This is a genomic window from Sphingomonas sp. Leaf30 (assembly GCF_001422525.1).
In the GTDB taxonomy this organism is placed as follows: domain Bacteria; phylum Pseudomonadota; class Alphaproteobacteria; order Sphingomonadales; family Sphingomonadaceae; genus Sphingomonas; species Sphingomonas aerolata.
Genome location: NZ_LMKZ01000002.1, coordinates 125,298 through 143,954, shown reverse-complemented (window position 1 = coordinate 143,954; position 18,657 = coordinate 125,298). Strand labels below are relative to the sequence as shown.

Sequence of the window (18,657 nt, the reverse complement as noted above, 5' to 3'; positions counted from 1 at the left end):
TAGCTATGACGATCGTACCGTCGACAGTTGCGCCCTGGTCGTTGCGCGTCTTGCCGGGGTTGCTGTCCTTGTTCCAGTAGTCGTGCCCCGTGTAAATCGTGCGGTTGTACGGATCCATCGCCTTGACGCCGCCCGTGCGCTCGACCTCGACCAGAGCGAGCGGCAGGAACGTCATGTTGTTCCAGTCGCCAGCGCCCGCAAAGATGTAGCCCTGATAGCCCGCAACCCGAATAGCTCGGATCGTCTTGCGCAGCGGTTCCGTCCAGACGGTCAGGTCCTTGCTGCCCTTCCCTGGCTCGTTCGCCAGCTCAATCCCGAATAGCGGCGTCGGACCGTCGAGCGCCTTCTCCATTGCCGGCGCAAACGACACCCAAAAGGTGGCGACAGCCGGGTCGCTAAAGGGCAGGTAGGTGTGCGCGTCCAGGACAGTGGAAACGCCGTGCGAGATGTTAAACTTGATGGCCGTTGCCAGGGTTTTGACGACCCACTGGTTGATCGTGCCGTCAGCGTTCACGCAGTATTTCGGATCGATCGGGAGCCGTACCGTCTTCACGCCAAGGTCGACCATGCTTCGCATGTCCGAAACCTTCGGCCAGCCACTGCCGCTGTGCTTGCCGTCGCCCAAGGTGGCTCCGAACCACGCCACACCGTTGGCAGGCTTGCCATAGGCGAATGATGGGAGGGTAACGGCCTGATCAGCGCTGGGGGCCGGCGCGGGAACTGGGGCAGGATTGATCACGGCGGGCCGGGGTGAGGCTGGGGCGGCCGCCGGCGCGGTAACGACCAGCCCGGACGGAACTCCCGCCGGCAACAGCTTTTCTAGGCCTTCTTCGCTGCCTCTACATTTTTGATAGAGGCGACACCTGCATTGATCGACTCCTGCGCCTTCGCCTGAGCTGCATCGAGCGCAGCTCTGAGCGCTACGAGGTTTTTCTGTTTTGTCGTCGTACTAGCGACGGGCCGGTTTGCGCCGATGACGGCAGTTTCCGTTTGAGCTGCCGCCGAAGTGGCGAGCACAGCGATGACGGCAGCGAGCTTAACCCGGATCATATCGATTTCCCTGCTGAGATTTGAGGTTTTCGGCGGAAGTCTGGATTTGCGACTTTGAGCGATGATTATTTTGCGTCTGATTGCTGCTCTGCTCTCAAGGCGGCGCACCAAGCGGGACACCTGCGCTAGCTGTGGTGGATCCACCTATTTCGACGGGTAAGGCATGTGCCAAGAATGCGAACTGCTTTAACGGCATCAGATCTCGCCAGCTATGGCAATATTCCAGCGAACACGGCCTCCGGTACCAAAACCTCGGAAACCCGGCTTTCCGGGTGCAGTTAGAAGCCCTGCCGGAGTTGTGAACGGGGTCAGCACTGCTGCGCGATTGACCAGAAGGCTAAGAGTTGTGGTGGTATCCTCGTTCAATATCGCCTCAAACCGGAGGCGGTAAGGCGTATCGATGACAGGGGTGAACGCGACTTCACGATACTGAGCAAAGGTGCCATTCTGTACTTTGCCGATAATCCAGCGATTGCTGCCAACGCTGAACCCGGCTATAAAATATTCGGTTCCAGAACCTCGAAGCAAAAGCGAAGACGCGTCGAGAGACCCTGCTGAAAAAAAGATGTCTGCTTCGACGTACTGATTTGCCTTCAGGAAAGTGCGGTCAATCAACGTAAGTCGGGCAACGCCGCTTGTGTCCGGGACACTAACGGTTCCGCTGTTGATGCGATAGCGATTGGCCTCAGCGCTATAAGTATGCCCGGTGTCGGAAGTGTGCGCTGACAAAAGCGTGTCGTCTGCTGCGGTAAAGGTGTCGGAAAACGGCGGGGGCGTTTCGACCACCTGCAGCGCCGCGATCGTTAGGTTCGCGAGACCCTGATCCAGGGGCAATGGCTGCGGCGTCGTGTTGTCACGTAGGACGCCCGATACATCGGCTAAGCCTGTTCCGAGGTACCGAATCAAGGCGGCAACGCCACCCCTGTCGGCAACCGTCAGGCGGACGACCCTAGCGGACTGGCGCGCGCCGCTGACAGTGGCCCAGGTAGAGGCACCGTCGAAGCTGACGTCAAACCCGGTGATGCCGCTGGTTGGCGTAAAGTCTGATCCCGAACCATGCTGGATCGTCACGTCGATAGCGGTAGGGCTGAAATAAGCCGCGCTGACGATGGAAGGCCCGCTCTTCTGCGAGGTGCCTTGTACCCATGCAATAAGCTGCTGCGCGAGGCGGGGGCCGTGTATGGCAAACTGGCTTTCGCTGGTCTGATGGATCATGTCGGACTGGACCGGGTTGTCGTAACATGACGTACCCAGACGAACATTTACGTCCGTATTTGCTACGATGAGTTCGGCCTGACGAACCATCACCTGCTCGATGCGATAGCCGCGCTGGGATTGACCCAACAAGATGTGGAGGTTTGGCATACCGGTTTCGGCACGAAGCTTGCTGATTACCGACCTGATCAATGCGACATGCGATGCAACACTTGCAGGTCGAGGGCCATTTTCTGCGTCGTTCCAGCCAGCTTGCAGATACTGATATATATCTTCCGGGCTTACCCCCGCGGCGAGCAATGCAAGAAGCGCGTTGCCGGTGCCCGCTCTTTGCGCGCTACCATCCGCATCCAGCCCCGCGAGCGTTGTGCCACTCCCACCACGAGCGACGATGCGTACATCGCGATTTAGCCCGGCAATGAGCGCCTCAGTGAAGCCATGGGCGCCCGCGTCTACGCCACCGAGTCCAGTGAACGTCGTCCCGTTTGTTGTTTTGCTAGCGCGGGAATTGCTCGTGTAGCCAGTTCCCTCGGTGACCGCTTTGGCGGGCGTGGATGATCCGGCGAACGACACGTAGATCGGCGTCGTTCCTGCTGAAGCTGCAACTGCAACGGTGGCTTGCTCGACCGTGGACTGAGCGGTACCGCCATTCCCGGTTGCGAACTCCTGATACGTCAGCGTGCCTGCGGATGCTGTAGCGGCGGTCAGCGCCGTGCTGATCACCGACCCGTTGAGCGCCCAGGCCCGCGAGGTGAGCGTACCGTTGCTCACTGCGCCCGGCGTCGCGGTATAGGTCGTTGTCCCAGCCGTACCAGCCGTTGGGCTGATCGTCGGCTGTGCCGTGAAGGCCGGGGCTGCCGCGGCTGCTGTTGCGACGGTCACCTGCTGTACCGTCGACTGCGCGGTGCCGCCTGGCCCGGTCCCTGTCTCTTGGTAGGTCAGGGTGCCGGATGATGCCGGAGACCCGGTGATCCCGGTGCTGATCACCGTCCCGTTGATCGTCCACGATCGCGACGTAACCGATCCGTCGCTGACGTTGCCCGCGGTCGCGGTGAATGTCGTCGGTCCCGCGGTGCCGGTGTTCGGGCTGATGCTGGGTTGCGAAGTGAAGGCAGGCGCAGGTGCCGGAGTGACGGTTGCCGCAGTCACCGCAGCTACCTGAACCGTCGACGTCGTCGTGCCGCCTGGGCCTGACGCCGTTTCTTGATAGGCGAGCGTACCGGACGACGCGGGCAGAGCGGTCACGCCAGTGCTAATGGCGGTGCCATTCAGCAACCATGCGCGGGACACGACAGAGCCGTTGCTGACGGTGCCAGGCGTCGCGGCGTACACCGTCGATCCAGCGGTGCCGCTGGTTGGACTGATGCTCGGCTGCGTCGTGAAGGCTGGCGCGGGGGTTTCCACCGGGACGCCAGCCGCCTCAAGGGCGGCAACCCGCTTGATCAGAGCGTTCACCGTATCGCGCCAGTCACGCGCGGACGTGTTGTTTGGGATATTCGTCAGCACGGCAATGCGCCATCCCTTCCTTCAGTGTCTTCGCCCGGCCACCAAGGCTGATCGCGCCGAGCATGCCATCGCGCCGACGGCCATCGCGATCGTCAGCGGTGATCTCCTCGATCATCTCCTCGAGTTCGCCGGCATGCGTTGTCGTCGCCTCCAGCTCATCCAGCATCCGCAACACCAACCCGCGTCCGCGTTCGGCGATGGCTGCAGCATCCAGTACCGCACGGTCTGCGCAAGAACGCCGTGATCGCGCTTCTCGAGGCCGGGTGCTCAACCGCCGAGACCGCATCGGTCAGCGGCCAATCGCTGCAGATGGTCGAGCATTACGCCCGACAGCGCAACCAATCGACGCTCGCCGATGCCGCCCTTGCGCGGTGGGAGAGCAAACCGTGAACGTACAAACAGTGGAAAACTCTGCTCGCGACTCGCGCAATTCCGCCAACTCGGGTTATCTGTCAATTAACCCGACAAGATCGAGGGCCTCGAGCAAGGCACGATGCGCGGCCTCGATCCGGGCGACGAGCGCCGCGTCGCCGATCGCATTCGCGTCGATCGTCTCGGGCCAGTGCTCGGTGACGAGGCCGGCGATACGGTCGAGGCTGGCGTGATCGACAAGGAAGCTTGGATCGACCGTCCGGGGGTCGGCGACGACCCGCAGGCGCAGGCAGGCGGGGCCGCCGCCATTGGCCATCGATTCGCGGACGTCGACAATCTCGACCGCGCGGATCGGTCCGTTGCCCGCGATATGCTCGCCCAGCCAACGCCAGACGGGTTTGTTGCCGCGGGCTTCCTCGGGCAGGATCAGCGTCATGCCCGCTTCGCGCGAGACGAGCTGCGCATTGAAGAGATAGGAGCTGACTGCATCTTCGAGGCTGACGCGGGCGCTGGGCACCTCGACGATCTCGACCGAGGGCATCAGCTGTCGCAGGTCGTCATAGAAGCGGTCCGCGTCGGCAAAGGCCTGCTCGTGCGTGAACAGCACGGTTTCGTTGGCGACCGCGACCACGTCGTTGTGGAACGCGCCTGCCGCGATCGCTGCATCTGACTGGCGCACGAACAGGGTCCGCGCGGGGTCGAGCCCGTGCCGGCGCGCGATCGCCTCACTGGCCTCGCGGTGCTGACGCGCGGGGAACGGGCCGCCGGCTTCGCCATAGACGAAGATTTCGACGCCCGGTGCGCCGTGGGCTTCGCACAGTCGCATGTGGTTTGCCGCGCCCTCGTCGCCGAACGGCAGCGGGACGGGCGGGTGCACCGCGAAGGCCGGGTCGGCGAAGGCGATACGCAGCTGCGCGAGCGTTGCTGGCCATTCGTGGCTGCGGTGCGGCATCGTGCCGAGGTTGGCGACGCTCAGGTGGCAGCGCCCGTCCGCGGTGTCGGGGGCGGGCGATACGGTCGCGGCATTGGCCGCCCACATCGCCGAGGCCGACATTGCCTGGGCCTGCAGATGCCGCGGTGCGTCCGCATACCGGGTCGCGAGCGAATCGAGCCAGCGATGGTCGGGGCGGGGGTGAGGAAGGAGAATGCCTTGCACCAGCCCGAGGTCGAGGTTCGCGCGCATCTTCGCGATCCCCTGCAGCGCGGCCGCACGAGGCCGTGCGACAGCGCCTGCATTGCGGGTCGCGGCCAGATTGCCGGGGCTCAGCCCTGCGTAATTGTGGCTGGGACCGATCAGGCCGTCGAAGTTGATCTCGACGAGGTTGGCGCCGCGCATCAGAGGCGCGCCACGTGAAGGACGGATGCGCCTTCGCTGACGTCCAGCGCCGCTGCGCAGCCCTGCGAGAGGGCGATCCCATCGGCCACCGGGCGGATATCGCCGAACGCGCATCGGAAGTCCGCCAGCGTTCCCGTCGCGACCAGCGCTTCGGTCGTGACGTCGCTTGCGGGCAGGGTGTCCGCAATCGTCACGACCTGGGCCGTGCGCGCATCCGCGATCGACCGGACCTTGTCGGTGCGCGCGGTCATCGTCGGCCCGCCGTCGAAGATGTCGACATAATTCTCGAATGCGAACCCCTCATTCTCGAGCATCCGCATCGCCGCCCGGCCGGAGGGGTGCGGCAGGCCGATCGCGGCGCGCGCGGTCTCGGACAGCATCGCGGTGTAGATCGGGTGCTTCGGCATCAGATCGGCGATGAACTGATGCCCGTTGATCGCATTGAACTGATCGGCGTCCTGGAAATTCATCCCGAAGAACCGCCCCGCCAGACCGTCCCAGAACGGCGAACCACCCGCCTCGTCGATGATCCCGCGAAGCTCGGCGAGAATTCGGTCGGCAAACCGCGCGCGATGCGCCTTGATGAAGAGATAGCGGCTGCGCGCGAGCAACAGGCCGAGCCCGCCTGCACGCTCGCCGGGATGCAGGAACAGGCCGCCGACCTCGCTCGACCCCTCGAGATCGGTGGCAAGGCTCAGCATGTCGGCGCGGAAGGTTCGCGAAAGCTCGCGGCTGTGCTGCGTCAGCGTGCCGATCCGGTAGCTGTAGAAGGGCCAGCTCTGACCGACATGCGTGAACAGCTGGCACGTACCGCGGACCTCACCCGTCTCGCAATTCTCGAGGACAAGGACGAACAGTTCGTCGCTGACCACGCCGTCTTCGGCGGGCGCGGTCCGGGCGAAAGCGGCGTGGCTGCGTTCGAGCTTGGCGCGCAGCGCGCGGCGATCGGGGGGCAGGTTGGTAAAGCCCCCGCCGGTCAGCTTGGCCATCTCGTACAAGGGCTGGAGGTCGCTATCGACCGCCGCGCGGATCCGGAAACTCACAGATGCGTCCTCATAAGCCGTTCTCGCAGATTCGCAGGATGGTGACCGCGGACAGCGCCGCCCGCTCGGTCAGACTCTCGGGAACCATGAATTCGTCCGGTGAATGGATCGCGCCGCCGCGGACCCCCATGGTGTCGACGACCGGCACGCCGGCGGCCGCGATGTTGTTGCCGTCGCACACGCCCCCGGTCGCTTTCCAGGCGATGTCCAGGCCAAGGTCCGCGCCGCTCGCCTTGACCAGCGCGAACAAGTCCGCGGCCCCCGTATCGATCGGCTTGGGCGGACGATTGAACCCGCCATGGACTGCAATCTGGACGTCATGCTCGGCCGAAACCGCCGCAACGACGGCGTCGATATGCGCGCGGGCCTGGGTGATGTCGTCGCGCGTCGCCGGGCGGAAGTTGATGCGAAGGACGGCGACGTCGGGAACGACGTTGTTGGGACCGCCGCCATCGATCCTTGCGGGATTGACGGACAGCCCGGGCCTGCGGACCTTTGACAGCCGGACCGCGATGTCGGCGGCCGCGACCAGCGCGTTGCGGCCCTCCTCGGGATTGCGGCCGGCGTGTGCGCTCCGGCCGCGGACGGTGATCGAAAAATTGCCCGTGCCACCGCGTGCGCCGGCCAGCGTGCCGTCAGCAAGCGCCGGCTCGTAGGTCAGGGCCGCAATCTTTCCCTGCGCCGCGCGTGCGAGAAGAGCGGCGGACGAGAAGGAGCCGGTTTCCTCGTCCGAGTTGATCACCACGTCATACCCGATCCGCCGACCCAGCGGGCTGGCCTCGATCGTCTTGAGCGCGGCCAGCATCACGGCCAGCCCGCCCTTCATGTCGGCGACGCCGGGTCCGTTGATCGTGCCATCCGGCAGATTCCGCAATGTCTGGAACATGTGGTCGCGCGGATAGACCGTGTCCATGTGACCGGTGAACAGCATCCGCATCGCGGCATCCGGGCGAACGCGAAGATGGAGATGCCGGCCGTGGTCCAGCGGGTTTACGGTGCCATCGGTCGCGACGCTATCGGCCGGTTCGGGCTCGACGAGTGTGATATCGCCGGGAAGACACGAAAACGCGTCGGCGAGCAGCCCTGCCATCGTCGCCAGCCCCTCAAGGTTGCGCGTGCCGCTGTTGACCGTGGCCCAGCGCTCCACCTGCTGCAGCATCGCGGCCGCATCAAGCCTGGCGACCGCGCCTGTTTCGTCGTCCGAAAGTCCTCTCATCCCCCGACCCTAGCCTCGCGCGGCGCGGGGGGGAACCGTCAGAAGCTGTAAACCAGCGCGGCACGGCTGGTCGTGTCGGTCGTCATCGATCCCGCCGGCGGTTCGCTTTCATATTGAACGGCATAGGACAGCGAAGCCGATAGCGGACCGATCAGTTTCGCGGTCAGCGAAGTGGTTCCACCGAGCGTGCTGTTGAACCGCTGGACATAGGCGGATGCAACCTGGGTGACCGACAGGCCGTTGGTGATCCGCCAGCTGAAGTTCAGCGTCCCGCGTCCGGCGATCGCGCTCTGGTTCGTGTTGTCCGTGAAGTCGGTGTTCCGATATGCCGGCCCCAGTTCGAGATCGAGCTTGGTCCTCGCCGATTTCAGCACGCTGTACCCGCCGCCGACCGAGACCGAATAGCGGTTGTTATAGCCGAGGAACCGATCCCCCTCATACTGCCCTGCGCCATAGATATAGGCGCGGTCGTCGATCTTGTAGTTGGGTTCGTAGGACGCGAGATAATGCTCTCGCACGGCGACATTCTGATTTTCCTGGTAATCCGCCTGGACGTGGAACTTCTGTCGCCAGCGCAGGCCCTCGCGGGTCAGGTCGACGACCGCGGTACCGCCGGCCGTGTCCGAATTACCGGTGGTGAGATAGCCGCCGACTTCCGCCCGGCCACTCCAGAGGTCGAGGAAGCTGGCCTGACGGATAACCTGTGTGCGTTGGGCGGCGCGATCGGCCTTCCATTTTTCCGCGATTGCCAGAACCGCGTCGCCGCTGAGCGGGTCGGCCGCGCGGGCATATTTGACGATCGTCGAGACATCGCTCTCGTTACCCGCATCGAGTGCGGCATCGAGCATCGCGCGGATATTTTCCGGAATCATCACGGTCTGGGCGATGGCGGGCGCGGGGGCCAATGCCGTCACCAGGAGGCCGGCGAGAAGCGGGAGACGGAAACAGCGCATAATCGGGTCAAAATCGCGACAGGAGGAGGGGCTGGATCGGCACACAGGGTTCCGTAGCGTCACCACGCCGCGTTGGGAACGGTTCAGCGCGGTCCGCTTGCGCCGAGATGTGGCGCGAAGGCGGCAAGTACCTCCTCGTAGAGGCGCTTCTTGAACGGGACGATCACTGCCGGGAGCTCGGCGGGGTCGATCCAGCGCCAGGCATCGAATTCCGCATGCTCGGTGTCGATCGCGATATCGCGGTCATCGCCGTGGAAGCGGTAGAGGAACCAGCGCTGCCGCTGGCCGCGCCAGCGACCCTTCCAGACCTTGCCGAGAAGTTCGGGGGGAAGATCGTAGACGAACTCGCCCGGGGCCTGCGCGATCAGCGTGACCTTGTCGGGTGAGACGCCGGTTTCTTCGCCCAGTTCGCGAAGGGCCGCGGTCTCCGGGTCCTCGCCGGGGTCAATCCCGCCCTGCGGCATCTGCCACGCGTCGAGCGTCGAGTCGCTGCGGCGGCCGACGAACACCCGGCCCGCTCCGTTGATCAGCATGATGCCCGCGCAGGGACGATAGGGCAGGGTGGTCGGATCGGTCATCCCTGCCCATTCGAGTGTTTCCTGACCGTCCGCAAGCCCGAAGACGGTCGAGCCGCGCCACGCGATCATGCATCCTCCGAAAGGACTCCGCGTTGAGCGAAGGACATGGTGGTGGCGTATGATAGGAGCAGGGGGATGAGGCGGACCTCGGTGAAGTGGCGGGGTTTGTCCGCGCCGTCGGCGATCGCCGCGGATCAATCGTGCGGTCGGTCGCGATGATCCATGTTGTCCACCATCCCGATTATGTGACCCCGGCGCCCGCCCGGTCGACTTATCGCTGGAACAAGAACGGGCTCATCCGCGATCTGCTGCGCGCGCATGGCAGCGCGGTGGCCTGGCACGAGCCGCGCGCGACGCCGCGTGAATGGCTCGAGGCGGTCCATGAGCCGGACTATGTCGCCGAGGTTCTCGAAGCCCGCGTGCCGCCCTTGAAGGAACGCAGGATCGGCTTTCCGGTCAGCGCCCCCGTTGCCCGCCGCGCCGCGATCGTTCCCGACGGCACCTGGGTCGCCGCGGTGCTCGCGCTGCGCCACGACTTTGCCGCCAATACCGCGGGCGGCAGTCATCATGCGCTCGCCGATACGGGCGCGGGCTATTGCGTGTTCAACGATCTCGCCGTCGCTGCGGTCCGGCTGGTCGAGGAGGGCAGCGTCGAGCGGGTCTTGGTGGTCGATTGCGACGTCCATCAGGGCGATGGCACCGCCGCGCTGCTCGCGGGCCGGCCGGGAATCGCCACCTATTCGATCCATGCAGACAAGAACTTTCCGGTGCGAAAAGCGCAGTCGACGCTCGACGTACCGCTGCCTGACGGCGTCGACGATGACCAGTATCTGGCGACGCTGGAAGAGACGCTGGTCCCGTTGCTCGATTCCTTCGGCGCCGACCTGATCCTGTATCAGGCGGGGGTGGATCCCTTTGCAGGAGACCGGCTCGGCCGGCTGTCGCTGACGCTCGACGGACTGGTACGACGCGAACGCCTGATCGCGCGGCTGGCGATCGCGCGTGGCATCCCGCTGGCGAGCACCGTCGGCGGCGGCTATGGCGACGACGCGCTCGCCATTGCCGAGCGCCATGTCACTGCGATCATGACACTTGGTGCGGCATTCGAGGATGCCAAGGGAACCGCAACGGCCTCCAAAGTGTAGCAGCAGGCGATGACAACACCCGTACTTCTCTGGCTTAGCCAGGACCTTCGCCTGCATGATCACCCGGCGCTCGTCGCCGCTACGCAGGAAGGGCCGGTGATCCCCGTCTATATCCTCGATGACGACGCGCCCGGCGACTGGGCGATCGGCGGTGCCCAGCGCTGGTGGCTCCATCACAGCCTCGAGGCGTTCGCCAAGTCGCTCGACAAGAAGGGCTCCCGCCTCATCCTGCGGCGGGGCGATGCGGTTGCGACGCTGCGGTCGCTGATGACGGAGACGGGCGCGGAGCGGGTGTTCGCGACACGCCAGTACGAGCCATGGTGGCGCAAGGCCGAGGATGCGCTCGGCGACGCGATCTGCCTCCACGACGGCAACCAATTGGCCCGGGTCGAGAGCGTGACGACCGGAGCAGGCGGGCAGTTCCGCGTCTATTCGTCGTTCTGGAAAGCATTGTCGCAGATGATGCCGCCGCCGGAACCGGTGGCGATGCCGCGCAAGATCGACGCGCCGGAGACGTGGCCGGAATCGGACACACTGAAGAGCTGGAAGCTGTTGCCGACCAAGCCCGACTGGTCGGGTGGCTTCTCCGACTGGCGCCCCGGGGAGGATGCAGCGCGGAAGGCGGTGGCGCGGTTCGCGGACGTCGCCGACGATTACGACCACGACCGCAACATCCCCTCGACCGAAGGGACGTCCCGGCTGTCGCCGCATCTTCATTTCGGCGAGATCAGTCCCCGCCAGGTCTGGCATGCCGTGTCAGGGCATGGCGACGGCGTGACGACGTTCCGCAAGGAGGTGGCGTGGCGGGATTTCACGCAAGGCGTGGTGCTGGCGCTCCCCGATTACGGCCGCCGCAACGGAAGGCCCGCGTTCGATGCGCTGCCATGGCGCACCGGCAAGGCGGCGGCGTCCGATTTGAAGGCGTGGCAGACCGGCCGGACGGGCTATCCGATCGTCGATGCAGGGATGCGACAGCTCTGGGCGACGGGCTGGATGCACAATCGCGTCCGGATGATCACCGCGAGCTTCCTCGTCAAACATCTGCTGCTCGACTGGCGCGAGGGCGAACGATGGTTCTGGGACTGCCTGGTCGACGCCGACTACGGCAACAACTCGGTCAACTGGCAGTGGGCCGCGGGCACGGGGGTTGATTCGAACATGTTCGGCCGGATCATGGCGCCGCTGTCGCAATCGGAAAAATTCGATGCGGGCGACTATATCCGCCAATGGGTGCCGGAGCTCGCCGGGGTTACGGGCGACGCGATCCACGACCCGGACGAGTCCGGGTGCCGGCCGCGCGACTATCCGGCCAAGATCATCGGTCACCGCGAGGCACGCGAGCGCGCGCTGGAGGCCGGGCGGCACGCGCGCTGACGCCTTTTGGCACGCGCCTCTTTCCTAGGTGGCGACGCTGTTGCATGGAGCGCCGCGATGACCGCCGCCCATGCCTTTGACGACGCCGCTACAGGGCGCGCAACCAGTGCCGCACGCCTGACCGCGCCGATATTTCACCGCCTGCTCGACCGGATCGATGCAGGACTCGAGAGCGGCGGTATCGAGGCGAGCTTGCCTGACGGCACCCGCCGTTTGCTGGGAGGGCGCGCACCCGGCCCGATGCCGGTCGTCACCGTCCATCGCTGGCGGGCATTGGTAAGGCTGGCAACGGCCGGATCGGTCGGCTGGTATGAAGGCTGGACCGCGGGCGACTGGTCCAGTCCCGATCCGGTCCCGCTGTTCGACCTGTTCATGCGCAACCGTATATCGTTGGGCCGGACGGCGCGATCGGGTGGGGTTGCCCGACTCTCGGCACGCGCGTGGCACTGGATGCGTCGCAATCACCGCACGGGATCACGGCGCAACATCGCCGCGCATTATGATCTCGGCAACGACTTTTACGAGACGTGGCTCGATCCCAGCCTGACCTATTCGAGCGCGCTGTTCGCCGAGCCGATCAGCGGGGCCGAACCGCTGGAGCACGCCCAGACGACGAAGCTCCAGGCCATCCTCGACAGGACGGGTACGCAGCCTGGCGATCGCATCCTCGAGATCGGCTGCGGCTGGGGGTCCTTCGCGGCCCTCGCCGCGCAGGCCGGTGTCGACGTGCACGGTCTCACCCTGTCGACCGAGCAGAAGCGACAGGTCGACGCGCGGATGGCCGAGGCGGGGCTGACCGGGGTGACCGTTTCGCTGACCGATTACCGCGACGTCGTCGGCACCTATGACGCGGTGGCCAGTATCGAAATGGTCGAGGCGGTGGGTGAGGCCTATTGGCCGGCCTATCTCGACGCCGTCGCACGGGCGTTGAAACCCGGCGGCCGTGCCGCGCTTCAATATATCACGATCGACGATGCGATCTTCGACGCCTATTCGACAAGCGTCGACTTCATCCAGCGCTACGTGTTTCCCGGCGGCATGCTGCTGTCCGAGCCGCGGTTCCGCGCCCTGGCGGAGGCACGCGGGTTGATATGGGAGGATCCACGCAGCTTCGGGCTGCACTATGCAGAGACATGCCGGCGTTGGCGGGCCGCGTTCGACGCCGCTGTCGCGCAGGGGCGCCTGCCGGCACGGCTCGACGCGAAGTTCGTCGCGCTATGGCGCTATTACCTGATGTATTGCGAGGGCGGGTTCCGCGGTGGCGGTATCGACGTCGCACAGGTGACGCTGGTGAAGCGACGCTGATCGTCCGCCCCGCAAGGGGAGGGATTTAGGCCACGCGTTCGAAATGCCCGGGTTCGAACCCGTCGACAGCCAGCGCGACGATGCGGTCGGCGACGACCTGCGGATCCTTGACCGAGTTCGGATCCTCGCCGGGATAGGCGCGGGCGCGCATCTTGGTGCGGGTCGCGCCGGGATCGACGATCGCGGTGCGAATGCCGCTGATCTCGGCCATCTCGTCCCCATAAGCACCAAGCAGCGTCTCGAACGCCGCCTTGGAGGCACCGTAGAGCCCCCAATAGGCTCGCGGCTTGCGGCCGACGCTCGACGTGACACCGATCACGCGCGCCGACTTCGCCTTTTTCAGCATCGGATCGAACGCGGCGATCATCGCCGCCTGCGCGCTGACGTTGAGCGTCAGGACCTGCGCCATTTCCTTCGGATCGATCGCCGGGACCGACGACAGCGACCCCAGCATGCCGGCATTCAGCACCAGGATGTCGAGCGCATCCCAGCGATCCCCGATCGCACTTGCGAGCCGGCCGATCGCCTCGCTCTCGGCGAGGTCAAGCGGCGCAATCGTCGCAGAGCCGCCGGCGTCATGGATCGCCGTCTCGACCTCTTCGAGGCCGCCCGGCGTGCGCGCGGTCAGAACCACATGCGCGCCCTTTGCAGCGAGCGCGATCGCGGTGGCGGCGCCGATGCCGCGGCTTGCGCCGGTGACCAGCGCAAGCCGGCCTTCGAGAGGCTTGTCGGTCATTCTAGCTCCAGGACTTGTCAGATGACGCGTTCGGCGAGCATCGCGAACTGATCGACTTCGGCGCCCTCGTCATGATCGGTCAGCGTGGTCGGGTAATCGCCGGTGAAGCAGGCATCGCAATATTTCGGACGAATATCCGCGCGCTTCGCCTCACCGAGCGCCTTGTACAGCCCGTCGATCGAGATGAAGTTGAGGCTGTCGGCGTGGATGAAGCCGGTCATGCCGCCCAGATCGAGCTTGGCTGCGAGCAGCTTGGCGCGCTCCGGCGTGTCGACTCCGTAGAAGCAGGAGTGGCGGGTCGGCGGGCTGGCGATGCGCATATGGACTTCGGCCGCGCCCGCCTCGCGCATCATCTGGACGATCTTGAGCGAGGTCGTCCCGCGGACGATCGAATCGTCGACGAGAATGACGCGCTTGCCCTTGATCAGCGCACGGTTGGCATTGTGCTTCAGCTTCACGCCGAGATGGCGGACCTTGTCGCCCGGCGAGATGAAGGTGCGACCGACATAATGCGAACGGATGATCCCGAGCTCGAACGGAATCCCCGATTGCTGCGCATAGCCGATCGCCGCGGGGGTGCCCGAATCGGGGACCGGGATGACGAGATCGGCATCGACCGGCGATTCGATCGCGAGCTGCGCCCCGATCGCTTTCCGCACCGAATAGACCGAATGATCGTCGACGATCGAGTCGGGGCGCGAGAAATAGACCCATTCGAAGATGCACGGCCGCGCCGCCATCGGCGCGAACGGGCGGATCGAGCGGATTTCGGACCCCTGGACGATCACGAGCTCACCCGGCTCGACCGCGCGGACGAAGGTTGCGCCAACGACGTCGAGCGCGACCGTTTCGGACGCAAAGATCACCGCGTCGCCAAGCTTGCCCATGACCAGCGGCCGGATGCCCAGCGGATCGCGGCAGGCGATCATGCCCTCGGGCGTCATCACGATGAGCGAATAGGCACCCTCGACCTGCTTTAGCGCATCGATGAAGCGATCGAGCAGCGTGCGATAGTTCGAGGTTGCGACGAGATGGATGATCGTCTCGGTATCGCTGGTCGACTGGAAGATCGAACCGCGACGGACGAGTTCACGACGCAGCCGCATAGCGTTCGAGATATTGCCGTTGTGCGCGATCGCGAAACCACCCGTCGACAGCTCGGCGTACAGCGGCTGCACGTTGCGGAGTGCGGTCTCGCCGGTCGTCGAATAGCGGACATGCCCGCAGGCGACCGTGCCCGGCAGCGCGCGAATCACGTCGTCGCGATCGAAGTTCCCGGCGACATGGCCCATTGCGCGGTGCGTATGGAAATGCGCCCCGTCGAACGTCGTTATGCCGGCGGCTTCCTGGCCGCGATGCTGCAACGCATGGAGGCCCAGGGCGACAAGCGCCGCCGCGCCGTCGGTGGCCGAGACGCCAAACACCCCGCATTCTTCACGGAGTTTGTCGTCATCATAAGGGTTTGTGGTCAGCATGCCGGGTCTCACGTCGTGCGGAGCATGCCCTATAGTCGCGGTTCACGCGTTTGTCGCCTCCTTGTAATAACATTGCGCAATGGGTTTGATCTCTTGCGTCGCTTCGCGCCCGCTTTCTGGTATGTCCCCGGGCATGACACACAGCCGCGACACGGGCCTGACGCTCGATCCGAAGTTCGACTCCTCCGGCCTGCTGACGGCGGTCGTCACCGACCGCGTGTCGGGCGATGTCTTGATGGTGGCGCACATGAATGCCGACGCGCTGGCGCAGACCCAGGCGACCGGAGAGGCGCATTTCTGGTCGCGGAGCCGGCAGGCCTTGTGGCGCAAGGGGGAGACGTCGGGCAATGTGCTGCGCGTCGCCGAACTCCGGATCGACTGCGACCAGGACGCGATATGGGTGATCGCCGATGCCGCGGGGCCGGCCTGTCACACCGGCGAACGTACCTGTTTTTTCCGGCGTATAGAGGGTGATGGCCTGGTGACCGCCGAATGAGCCACAGGCGTGGCGAGCTCATGCTCCTGCTGTGGCTGCTGGCCGGATGCGACGGTGCGTCGACGAGCATCACCAATACCGAGAGCACGCCCGGTTCGCGGCTCGAGGCGGCGGCGCGGAGCGCGGGTATCGTTGGTGATCCCGGTGCCGCGCTTCAGGGCTCCTGGGCGCGCGATACCGACCGGATCTGCATCATTGGGACCGAGCGGGTCAGCCGGATCGGCGTCAGCGTCGATTATGGCGAAGCTCAGAGCTGCGCTGCATCGGGGACAGTCGAGCGCTCCGGCGAGCGGCTGCAGATGACGTTCGGCAAATGCGCATTCGATGCGCGGTTCGACGGGGATCGCATCACGTTCCCCGCCGACATGCCCGAAGCGTGCGAAGCGCTGTGTGCGGGACGTGCCTCGCTTGCCGCGGTGACGGTCGATCGGTTGAGCGAGTCGCGGTCCGAGGCGGCCACGCTCCGCTCGAAGGCGGGCAAATTTCTCTGCCGAGATTGACGTTGACGTAAACGAGAGCTAAATGTTCCGGCATGGCGACCAGAGCATCCCCGGCAGAACGGGCATCTCCCGAATCCTATGCGGTGATCGAACCGCGGCACGATCGCGACCATTTCACGATATCGGATCTGTCGAGCGAGTTTGACGTGACCGCACGCGCGCTTCGCTTCTACGAAGACGAAGGGCTGATCGCGCCCGAGCGCCGCGGCACGCAGCGTATCTACTCGCACCGTGACCGTGCACGGCTCGCATGGATCCTGCGCGGCAAGCGTGTCGGCTTCAGCCTTGGCGAGATCCGCGAGATGATCGACCTTTACGACGTTGGCGACGGGCGTCGTGCGCAGCGTCAGGTCGTGATCGAGCGCAGCCAGTCGCGGATCGCACTCCTGACCGCGCAGAAGCGGGATATCGACGCCGCCATCGACGAACTCACCAATTTCGTGGCCCTTCTCGAAGTCGGCCGCGCCAACGACCAGCAAGGATAGACCATGCCCCAATATACGCCCCCCGTCCGCGACACGCGCTTCGTCCTCGAACAGGTCGTCGGCCTCGACCGCTACAGCAACCTGCCGGGCTTCGACGCGGCGTCCCCCGACGTCGTCGACGCCGTGCTGGAAGAGGGCGGCAAGTTCGTCGCCGAGGTGCTGTTCCCGCTCAACCTGTCGGGTGATCAGCAGGGCTGCACCCGCCACGAGGACGGCTCGGTCACGACGCCCGACGGTTTCAAGGAGGCGTACAAGCAATATGTCGAGAGCGGCTGGGCGACGCTTGGCAACCAGCCCGAATATGGCGGGCAGGGGATGCCGCACGTCGTCTCGACCGCGTTCCAGGAATACATGATCTCGTCGAACATGGCGTTCGCGATGTACCCCGGCCTGACGCATGGCGCGATCGCCGCGCTGGTCGCCAAGGGATCGGACGAGCAGAAGGCGATGTACGTGCCGAAGATGGTGTCGGGCGAATGGGGCGGGACAATGAACCTGACCGAGCCGCAGTGCGGCACCGATCTGGGCCTGATCCGCACCAAGGCCGAGCCGCAGGCGGACGGGTCCTATGCGATCACCGGTACGAAGATCTTCATTTCGAGCGGCGAGCATGACCTGACCGAGAACATCATCCACCTCGTCCTCGCCAAGACGCCGGGCGCGCCCGACAGCTCGAAGGGCATTTCGCTGTTCGTGGTGCCGAAGTTCCTCGTCAACGAAGACGGTTCGCTCGGCGATCGCAACGGCGTCACCTGCGGGTCGATCGAGCACAAGATGGGGATCCACGCCAACTCGACCTGCGTGATGAACTATGACTCGGCGACCGGCTGGCTCGTCGGCGAGGAGATGAAGGGCCTCGCCGCGATGTTCATCATGATGAACGCGGCGCGTCTGGGCGTCGGCCTTCAGGGGCTGGGTGTGGCCGAGGTCGCGTACCAGAATGCGGTGCAATATGCGCAGGACCGTCGCCAGGGCCGCGCGCTGACCGGGCCGAAGGAGCCGCAGGAGAAGGCCGACTCGCTGTTCGTCCATCCCGACGTTCGACGCATGCTGATGGAAGGCAAGGCGATGACCGAGGGGTTGCGCGCGCTGATCCTGTGGACCGCGCTGCAGGGCGATCTCGAGCATAACGCCACGACCGAGGAAGAGCGTCAGCTGGCGGGCGACATGATCAGCCTGCTGACCCCCGTGATCAAGGGCTATGGCACCGACAAGGGCTATGAGATCGCGACCAACGCGCAGCAGGTCTATGGCGGTCATGGCTACATCGCCGAATGGGGCATGGAGCAATATGTCCGCGATGCGCGGATCGCGATGATCTACGAGGGCACCAACGGCGTGCAGGCGATGGATCTGGTCGGCCGCAAGCTGGCGCAAAACGGTGGTCGCGGGATCCAGGCGTTCTTCAAGCTGGTCGCGGACGACGTCGCTGCCGCGAAGGGCGACGCAGCCACCGCGGGCTTTGCCGAGGCGCTGGAAAAGGCGAACGGCCAGCTTCAGGCGGCGACGATGTGGTTCATGGCGAACGGCATGAAGAACCCCGAGAATGTCGGCGCCGGTGCGGTCAGCTACATGCATCTGATGGGGATCGTTGCAGTCGGCGCGATGTGGCTGCGGATGGCGGTCGCCGCCACCAAGCTAAAGGCGGCCGGTGAGGGCGAGACGGCGTTCCTCGACGCCAAGCTGATCACCGCGCGCTTCTATGCCGAGCGGATCCTGCCCGACGCGGGCGCGCTGCGTCGCAAGATCGAGGGCGGTGCGGAGTCGCTGATGGCGCTGCCGCCGGAGATGTTCATGGCGGCGTGATCGCCATCCTCAAGGCGTGAAAGGCGCGGGCGTCGGGATATCTTCCCGCGGCCCGCGCCCTTTTTT

At 65.2% G+C, this 18,657-nt stretch carries 19 protein-coding genes; 8 read left to right on the top strand and 11 right to left on the bottom strand.

Annotation, left to right across the window (positions count from 1 at the left end; genetic code table 11):
- From ASE89_RS07480 to ASE89_RS07460, 4 genes are all read right to left on the bottom strand, one after another.
- Positions 1–625 (bottom strand): cellulase family glycosylhydrolase (locus ASE89_RS07480; RefSeq protein WP_156363351.1); only part of this gene is annotated, 625 nt, incomplete at its 3' end.
- A 194-nt stretch (positions 626–819) separates the two neighbouring features.
- The gene (locus ASE89_RS07475) at positions 820–1,050 is read right to left on the bottom strand and encodes a hypothetical protein (protein WP_056675662.1); all 231 of its coding nucleotides are present in this window, start codon (positions 1,048–1,050) and stop codon (positions 820–822) included.
- 195 nt (positions 1,051–1,245) lie between these two features.
- Positions 1,246–3,771, bottom strand: a complete 2,526-nt coding sequence (locus tag ASE89_RS20265; protein ID WP_156363350.1) for a hypothetical protein — start codon at positions 3,769–3,771, stop codon at positions 1,246–1,248.
- Positions 3,734–3,937 carry a hypothetical protein gene (locus ASE89_RS07460; RefSeq protein ID WP_056675655.1) on the bottom strand — a complete coding sequence of 68 codons (204 nt, stop codon included), beginning with the start codon at positions 3,935–3,937 and terminating at the stop codon, positions 3,734–3,736. The genes ASE89_RS20265 and ASE89_RS07460 overlap by 38 nt, the downstream gene beginning before the upstream one ends.
- A 74-nt stretch (positions 3,938–4,011) precedes the next feature.
- On the opposite strand from ASE89_RS07460, the gene ASE89_RS20260 reads away from it, so the two are divergent.
- Positions 4,012–4,161 carry a hypothetical protein gene (locus ASE89_RS20260; RefSeq protein ID WP_156363349.1) on the top strand — a complete coding sequence of 50 codons (150 nt, stop codon included), beginning with the start codon at positions 4,012–4,014 and terminating at the stop codon, positions 4,159–4,161.
- A gap of 55 nt (positions 4,162–4,216) precedes the next feature.
- On the opposite strand, the gene ASE89_RS07455 is transcribed toward ASE89_RS20260, so the two are convergent.
- The 5 genes from ASE89_RS07455 to ASE89_RS07435 all read right to left on the bottom strand — a co-directional run bounded on the left by ASE89_RS07455 (position 4,217) and on the right by ASE89_RS07435 (position 9,269).
- The gene (locus ASE89_RS07455; protein ID WP_056675654.1) at positions 4,217–5,479 is read right to left on the bottom strand and encodes an N-succinylarginine dihydrolase; all 1,263 of its coding nucleotides are present in this window, start codon (positions 5,477–5,479) and stop codon (positions 4,217–4,219) included.
- A complete protein-coding gene (locus ASE89_RS07450; protein ID WP_056675652.1) occupies positions 5,479–6,522 on the bottom strand; it encodes an arginine N-succinyltransferase in 1,044 nt (347 codons plus the stop codon). The genes ASE89_RS07455 and ASE89_RS07450 overlap by 1 nt, the downstream gene beginning before the upstream one ends.
- 10 nt (positions 6,523–6,532) lie before the next feature.
- Complete coding sequence (locus tag ASE89_RS07445) at positions 6,533–7,738, bottom strand: hydrolase (RefSeq protein WP_056675650.1); 1,206 nt, start codon at positions 7,736–7,738, stop codon at positions 6,533–6,535.
- Positions 7,739–7,776: 38 nt separating this feature from the next.
- Positions 7,777–8,652: a DUF481 domain-containing protein gene (locus ASE89_RS07440; RefSeq protein WP_236701661.1), complete on the bottom strand. Its 876-nt coding sequence runs from the start codon at positions 8,650–8,652 to the stop codon at positions 7,777–7,779.
- Between the two features lie 122 nt (positions 8,653–8,774).
- Positions 8,775–9,269: an RNA pyrophosphohydrolase gene (locus ASE89_RS07435; RefSeq protein ID WP_056676377.1), complete on the bottom strand. Its 495-nt coding sequence runs from the start codon at positions 9,267–9,269 to the stop codon at positions 8,775–8,777.
- 215 nt (positions 9,270–9,484) lie between these two features.
- Here ASE89_RS07435 and ASE89_RS07430 point away from each other — a divergent pair, with 215 nt between their 5' ends.
- The 3 genes from ASE89_RS07430 to ASE89_RS07420 are packed head-to-tail and all read left to right on the top strand — an operon-like array spanning position 9,485 to position 13,093.
- On the top strand, positions 9,485–10,414 hold the full coding sequence (locus ASE89_RS07430; protein ID WP_056676374.1) for a histone deacetylase family protein: 930 nt from the start codon (positions 9,485–9,487) through the stop codon (positions 10,412–10,414).
- Between the two features lie 9 nt (positions 10,415–10,423).
- On the top strand, positions 10,424–11,788 hold the full coding sequence (locus tag ASE89_RS07425; RefSeq protein ID WP_056675648.1) for a cryptochrome/photolyase family protein: 1,365 nt from the start codon (positions 10,424–10,426) through the stop codon (positions 11,786–11,788).
- A gap of 57 nt (positions 11,789–11,845) precedes the next feature.
- Positions 11,846–13,093 carry an SAM-dependent methyltransferase gene (locus tag ASE89_RS07420; protein ID WP_082451322.1) on the top strand — a complete coding sequence of 416 codons (1,248 nt, stop codon included), beginning with the start codon at positions 11,846–11,848 and terminating at the stop codon, positions 13,091–13,093.
- A gap of 25 nt (positions 13,094–13,118) precedes the next feature.
- Here the strand turns inward: ASE89_RS07420 and ASE89_RS07415 are convergent, their stop codons facing one another.
- Together ASE89_RS07415 and purF are read right to left on the bottom strand one after the other, a co-directional pair.
- Positions 13,119–13,829, bottom strand: a complete 711-nt coding sequence (locus ASE89_RS07415) for an SDR family NAD(P)-dependent oxidoreductase (protein WP_056675647.1) — start codon at positions 13,827–13,829, stop codon at positions 13,119–13,121.
- A 17-nt stretch (positions 13,830–13,846) separates the two neighbouring features.
- Complete coding sequence (gene purF, locus ASE89_RS07410) at positions 13,847–15,304, bottom strand: amidophosphoribosyltransferase (protein WP_037527979.1); 1,458 nt, start codon at positions 15,302–15,304, stop codon at positions 13,847–13,849.
- Between the two features lie 133 nt (positions 15,305–15,437).
- Between purF and hisI the strand changes: the two genes are divergently transcribed.
- From hisI to ASE89_RS07390, 4 genes are read left to right on the top strand one after another with little or no spacing between them, the layout of a single operon-like run.
- Positions 15,438–15,800: a phosphoribosyl-AMP cyclohydrolase gene (hisI, locus tag ASE89_RS07405; protein WP_031396541.1), complete on the top strand. Its 363-nt coding sequence runs from the start codon at positions 15,438–15,440 to the stop codon at positions 15,798–15,800.
- A complete protein-coding gene (locus tag ASE89_RS07400; protein ID WP_236701660.1) occupies positions 15,797–16,300 on the top strand; it encodes a hypothetical protein in 504 nt (167 codons plus the stop codon). Before hisI ends, ASE89_RS07400 begins: the two co-directional genes overlap by 4 nt.
- 32 nt (positions 16,301–16,332) lie before the next feature.
- The gene (locus ASE89_RS07395) at positions 16,333–16,785 is read left to right on the top strand and encodes a MerR family transcriptional regulator (protein ID WP_031396539.1); all 453 of its coding nucleotides are present in this window, start codon (positions 16,333–16,335) and stop codon (positions 16,783–16,785) included.
- Positions 16,786–16,788: 3 nt separating this feature from the next.
- Complete coding sequence (locus ASE89_RS07390; RefSeq protein ID WP_056675645.1) at positions 16,789–18,591, top strand: acyl-CoA dehydrogenase C-terminal domain-containing protein; 1,803 nt, start codon at positions 16,789–16,791, stop codon at positions 18,589–18,591.
- Positions 18,592–18,657: the final 66 nt, after the last annotated feature.

Bases quoted from the DNA above. Each gene is read 5' to 3' on its own strand.
- ASE89_RS07475 (WP_056675662.1), bottom strand. From the start codon at position 1,050: ATGATCCGGGTTAAGCTCGCTGCCGTCATCGCTGTGCTCGCCACTTCG.
- ASE89_RS07460 (WP_056675655.1), bottom strand. From the start codon at position 3,937: ATGCTGGATGAGCTGGAGGCGACGACAACGCATGCCGGCGAACTCGAG.
- ASE89_RS07455 (WP_056675654.1), bottom strand. From the start codon at position 5,479: ATGCGCGGCGCCAACCTCGTCGAGATCAACTTCGACGGCCTGATCGGT.
- ASE89_RS07445 (WP_056675650.1), bottom strand. From the start codon at position 7,738: ATGAGAGGACTTTCGGACGACGAAACAGGCGCGGTCGCCAGGCTTGAT.
- ASE89_RS07435 (WP_056676377.1), bottom strand. From the start codon at position 9,269: ATGACCGATCCGACCACCCTGCCCTATCGTCCCTGCGCGGGCATCATG.
- ASE89_RS07430 (WP_056676374.1), top strand. From the start codon at position 9,485: ATGATCCATGTTGTCCACCATCCCGATTATGTGACCCCGGCGCCCGCC.
- ASE89_RS07425 (WP_056675648.1), top strand. From the start codon at position 10,424: ATGACAACACCCGTACTTCTCTGGCTTAGCCAGGACCTTCGCCTGCAT.
- ASE89_RS07420 (WP_082451322.1), top strand. From the start codon at position 11,846: ATGACCGCCGCCCATGCCTTTGACGACGCCGCTACAGGGCGCGCAACC.
- ASE89_RS07415 (WP_056675647.1), bottom strand. From the start codon at position 13,829: ATGACCGACAAGCCTCTCGAAGGCCGGCTTGCGCTGGTCACCGGCGCA.
- purF (WP_037527979.1), bottom strand. From the start codon at position 15,304: ATGCTGACCACAAACCCTTATGATGACGACAAACTCCGTGAAGAATGC.
- hisI (WP_031396541.1), top strand. From the start codon at position 15,438: ATGACACACAGCCGCGACACGGGCCTGACGCTCGATCCGAAGTTCGAC.
- ASE89_RS07400 (WP_236701660.1), top strand. From the start codon at position 15,797: ATGAGCCACAGGCGTGGCGAGCTCATGCTCCTGCTGTGGCTGCTGGCC.
- ASE89_RS07395 (WP_031396539.1), top strand. From the start codon at position 16,333: ATGGCGACCAGAGCATCCCCGGCAGAACGGGCATCTCCCGAATCCTAT.
- ASE89_RS07390 (WP_056675645.1), top strand. From the start codon at position 16,789: ATGCCCCAATATACGCCCCCCGTCCGCGACACGCGCTTCGTCCTCGAA.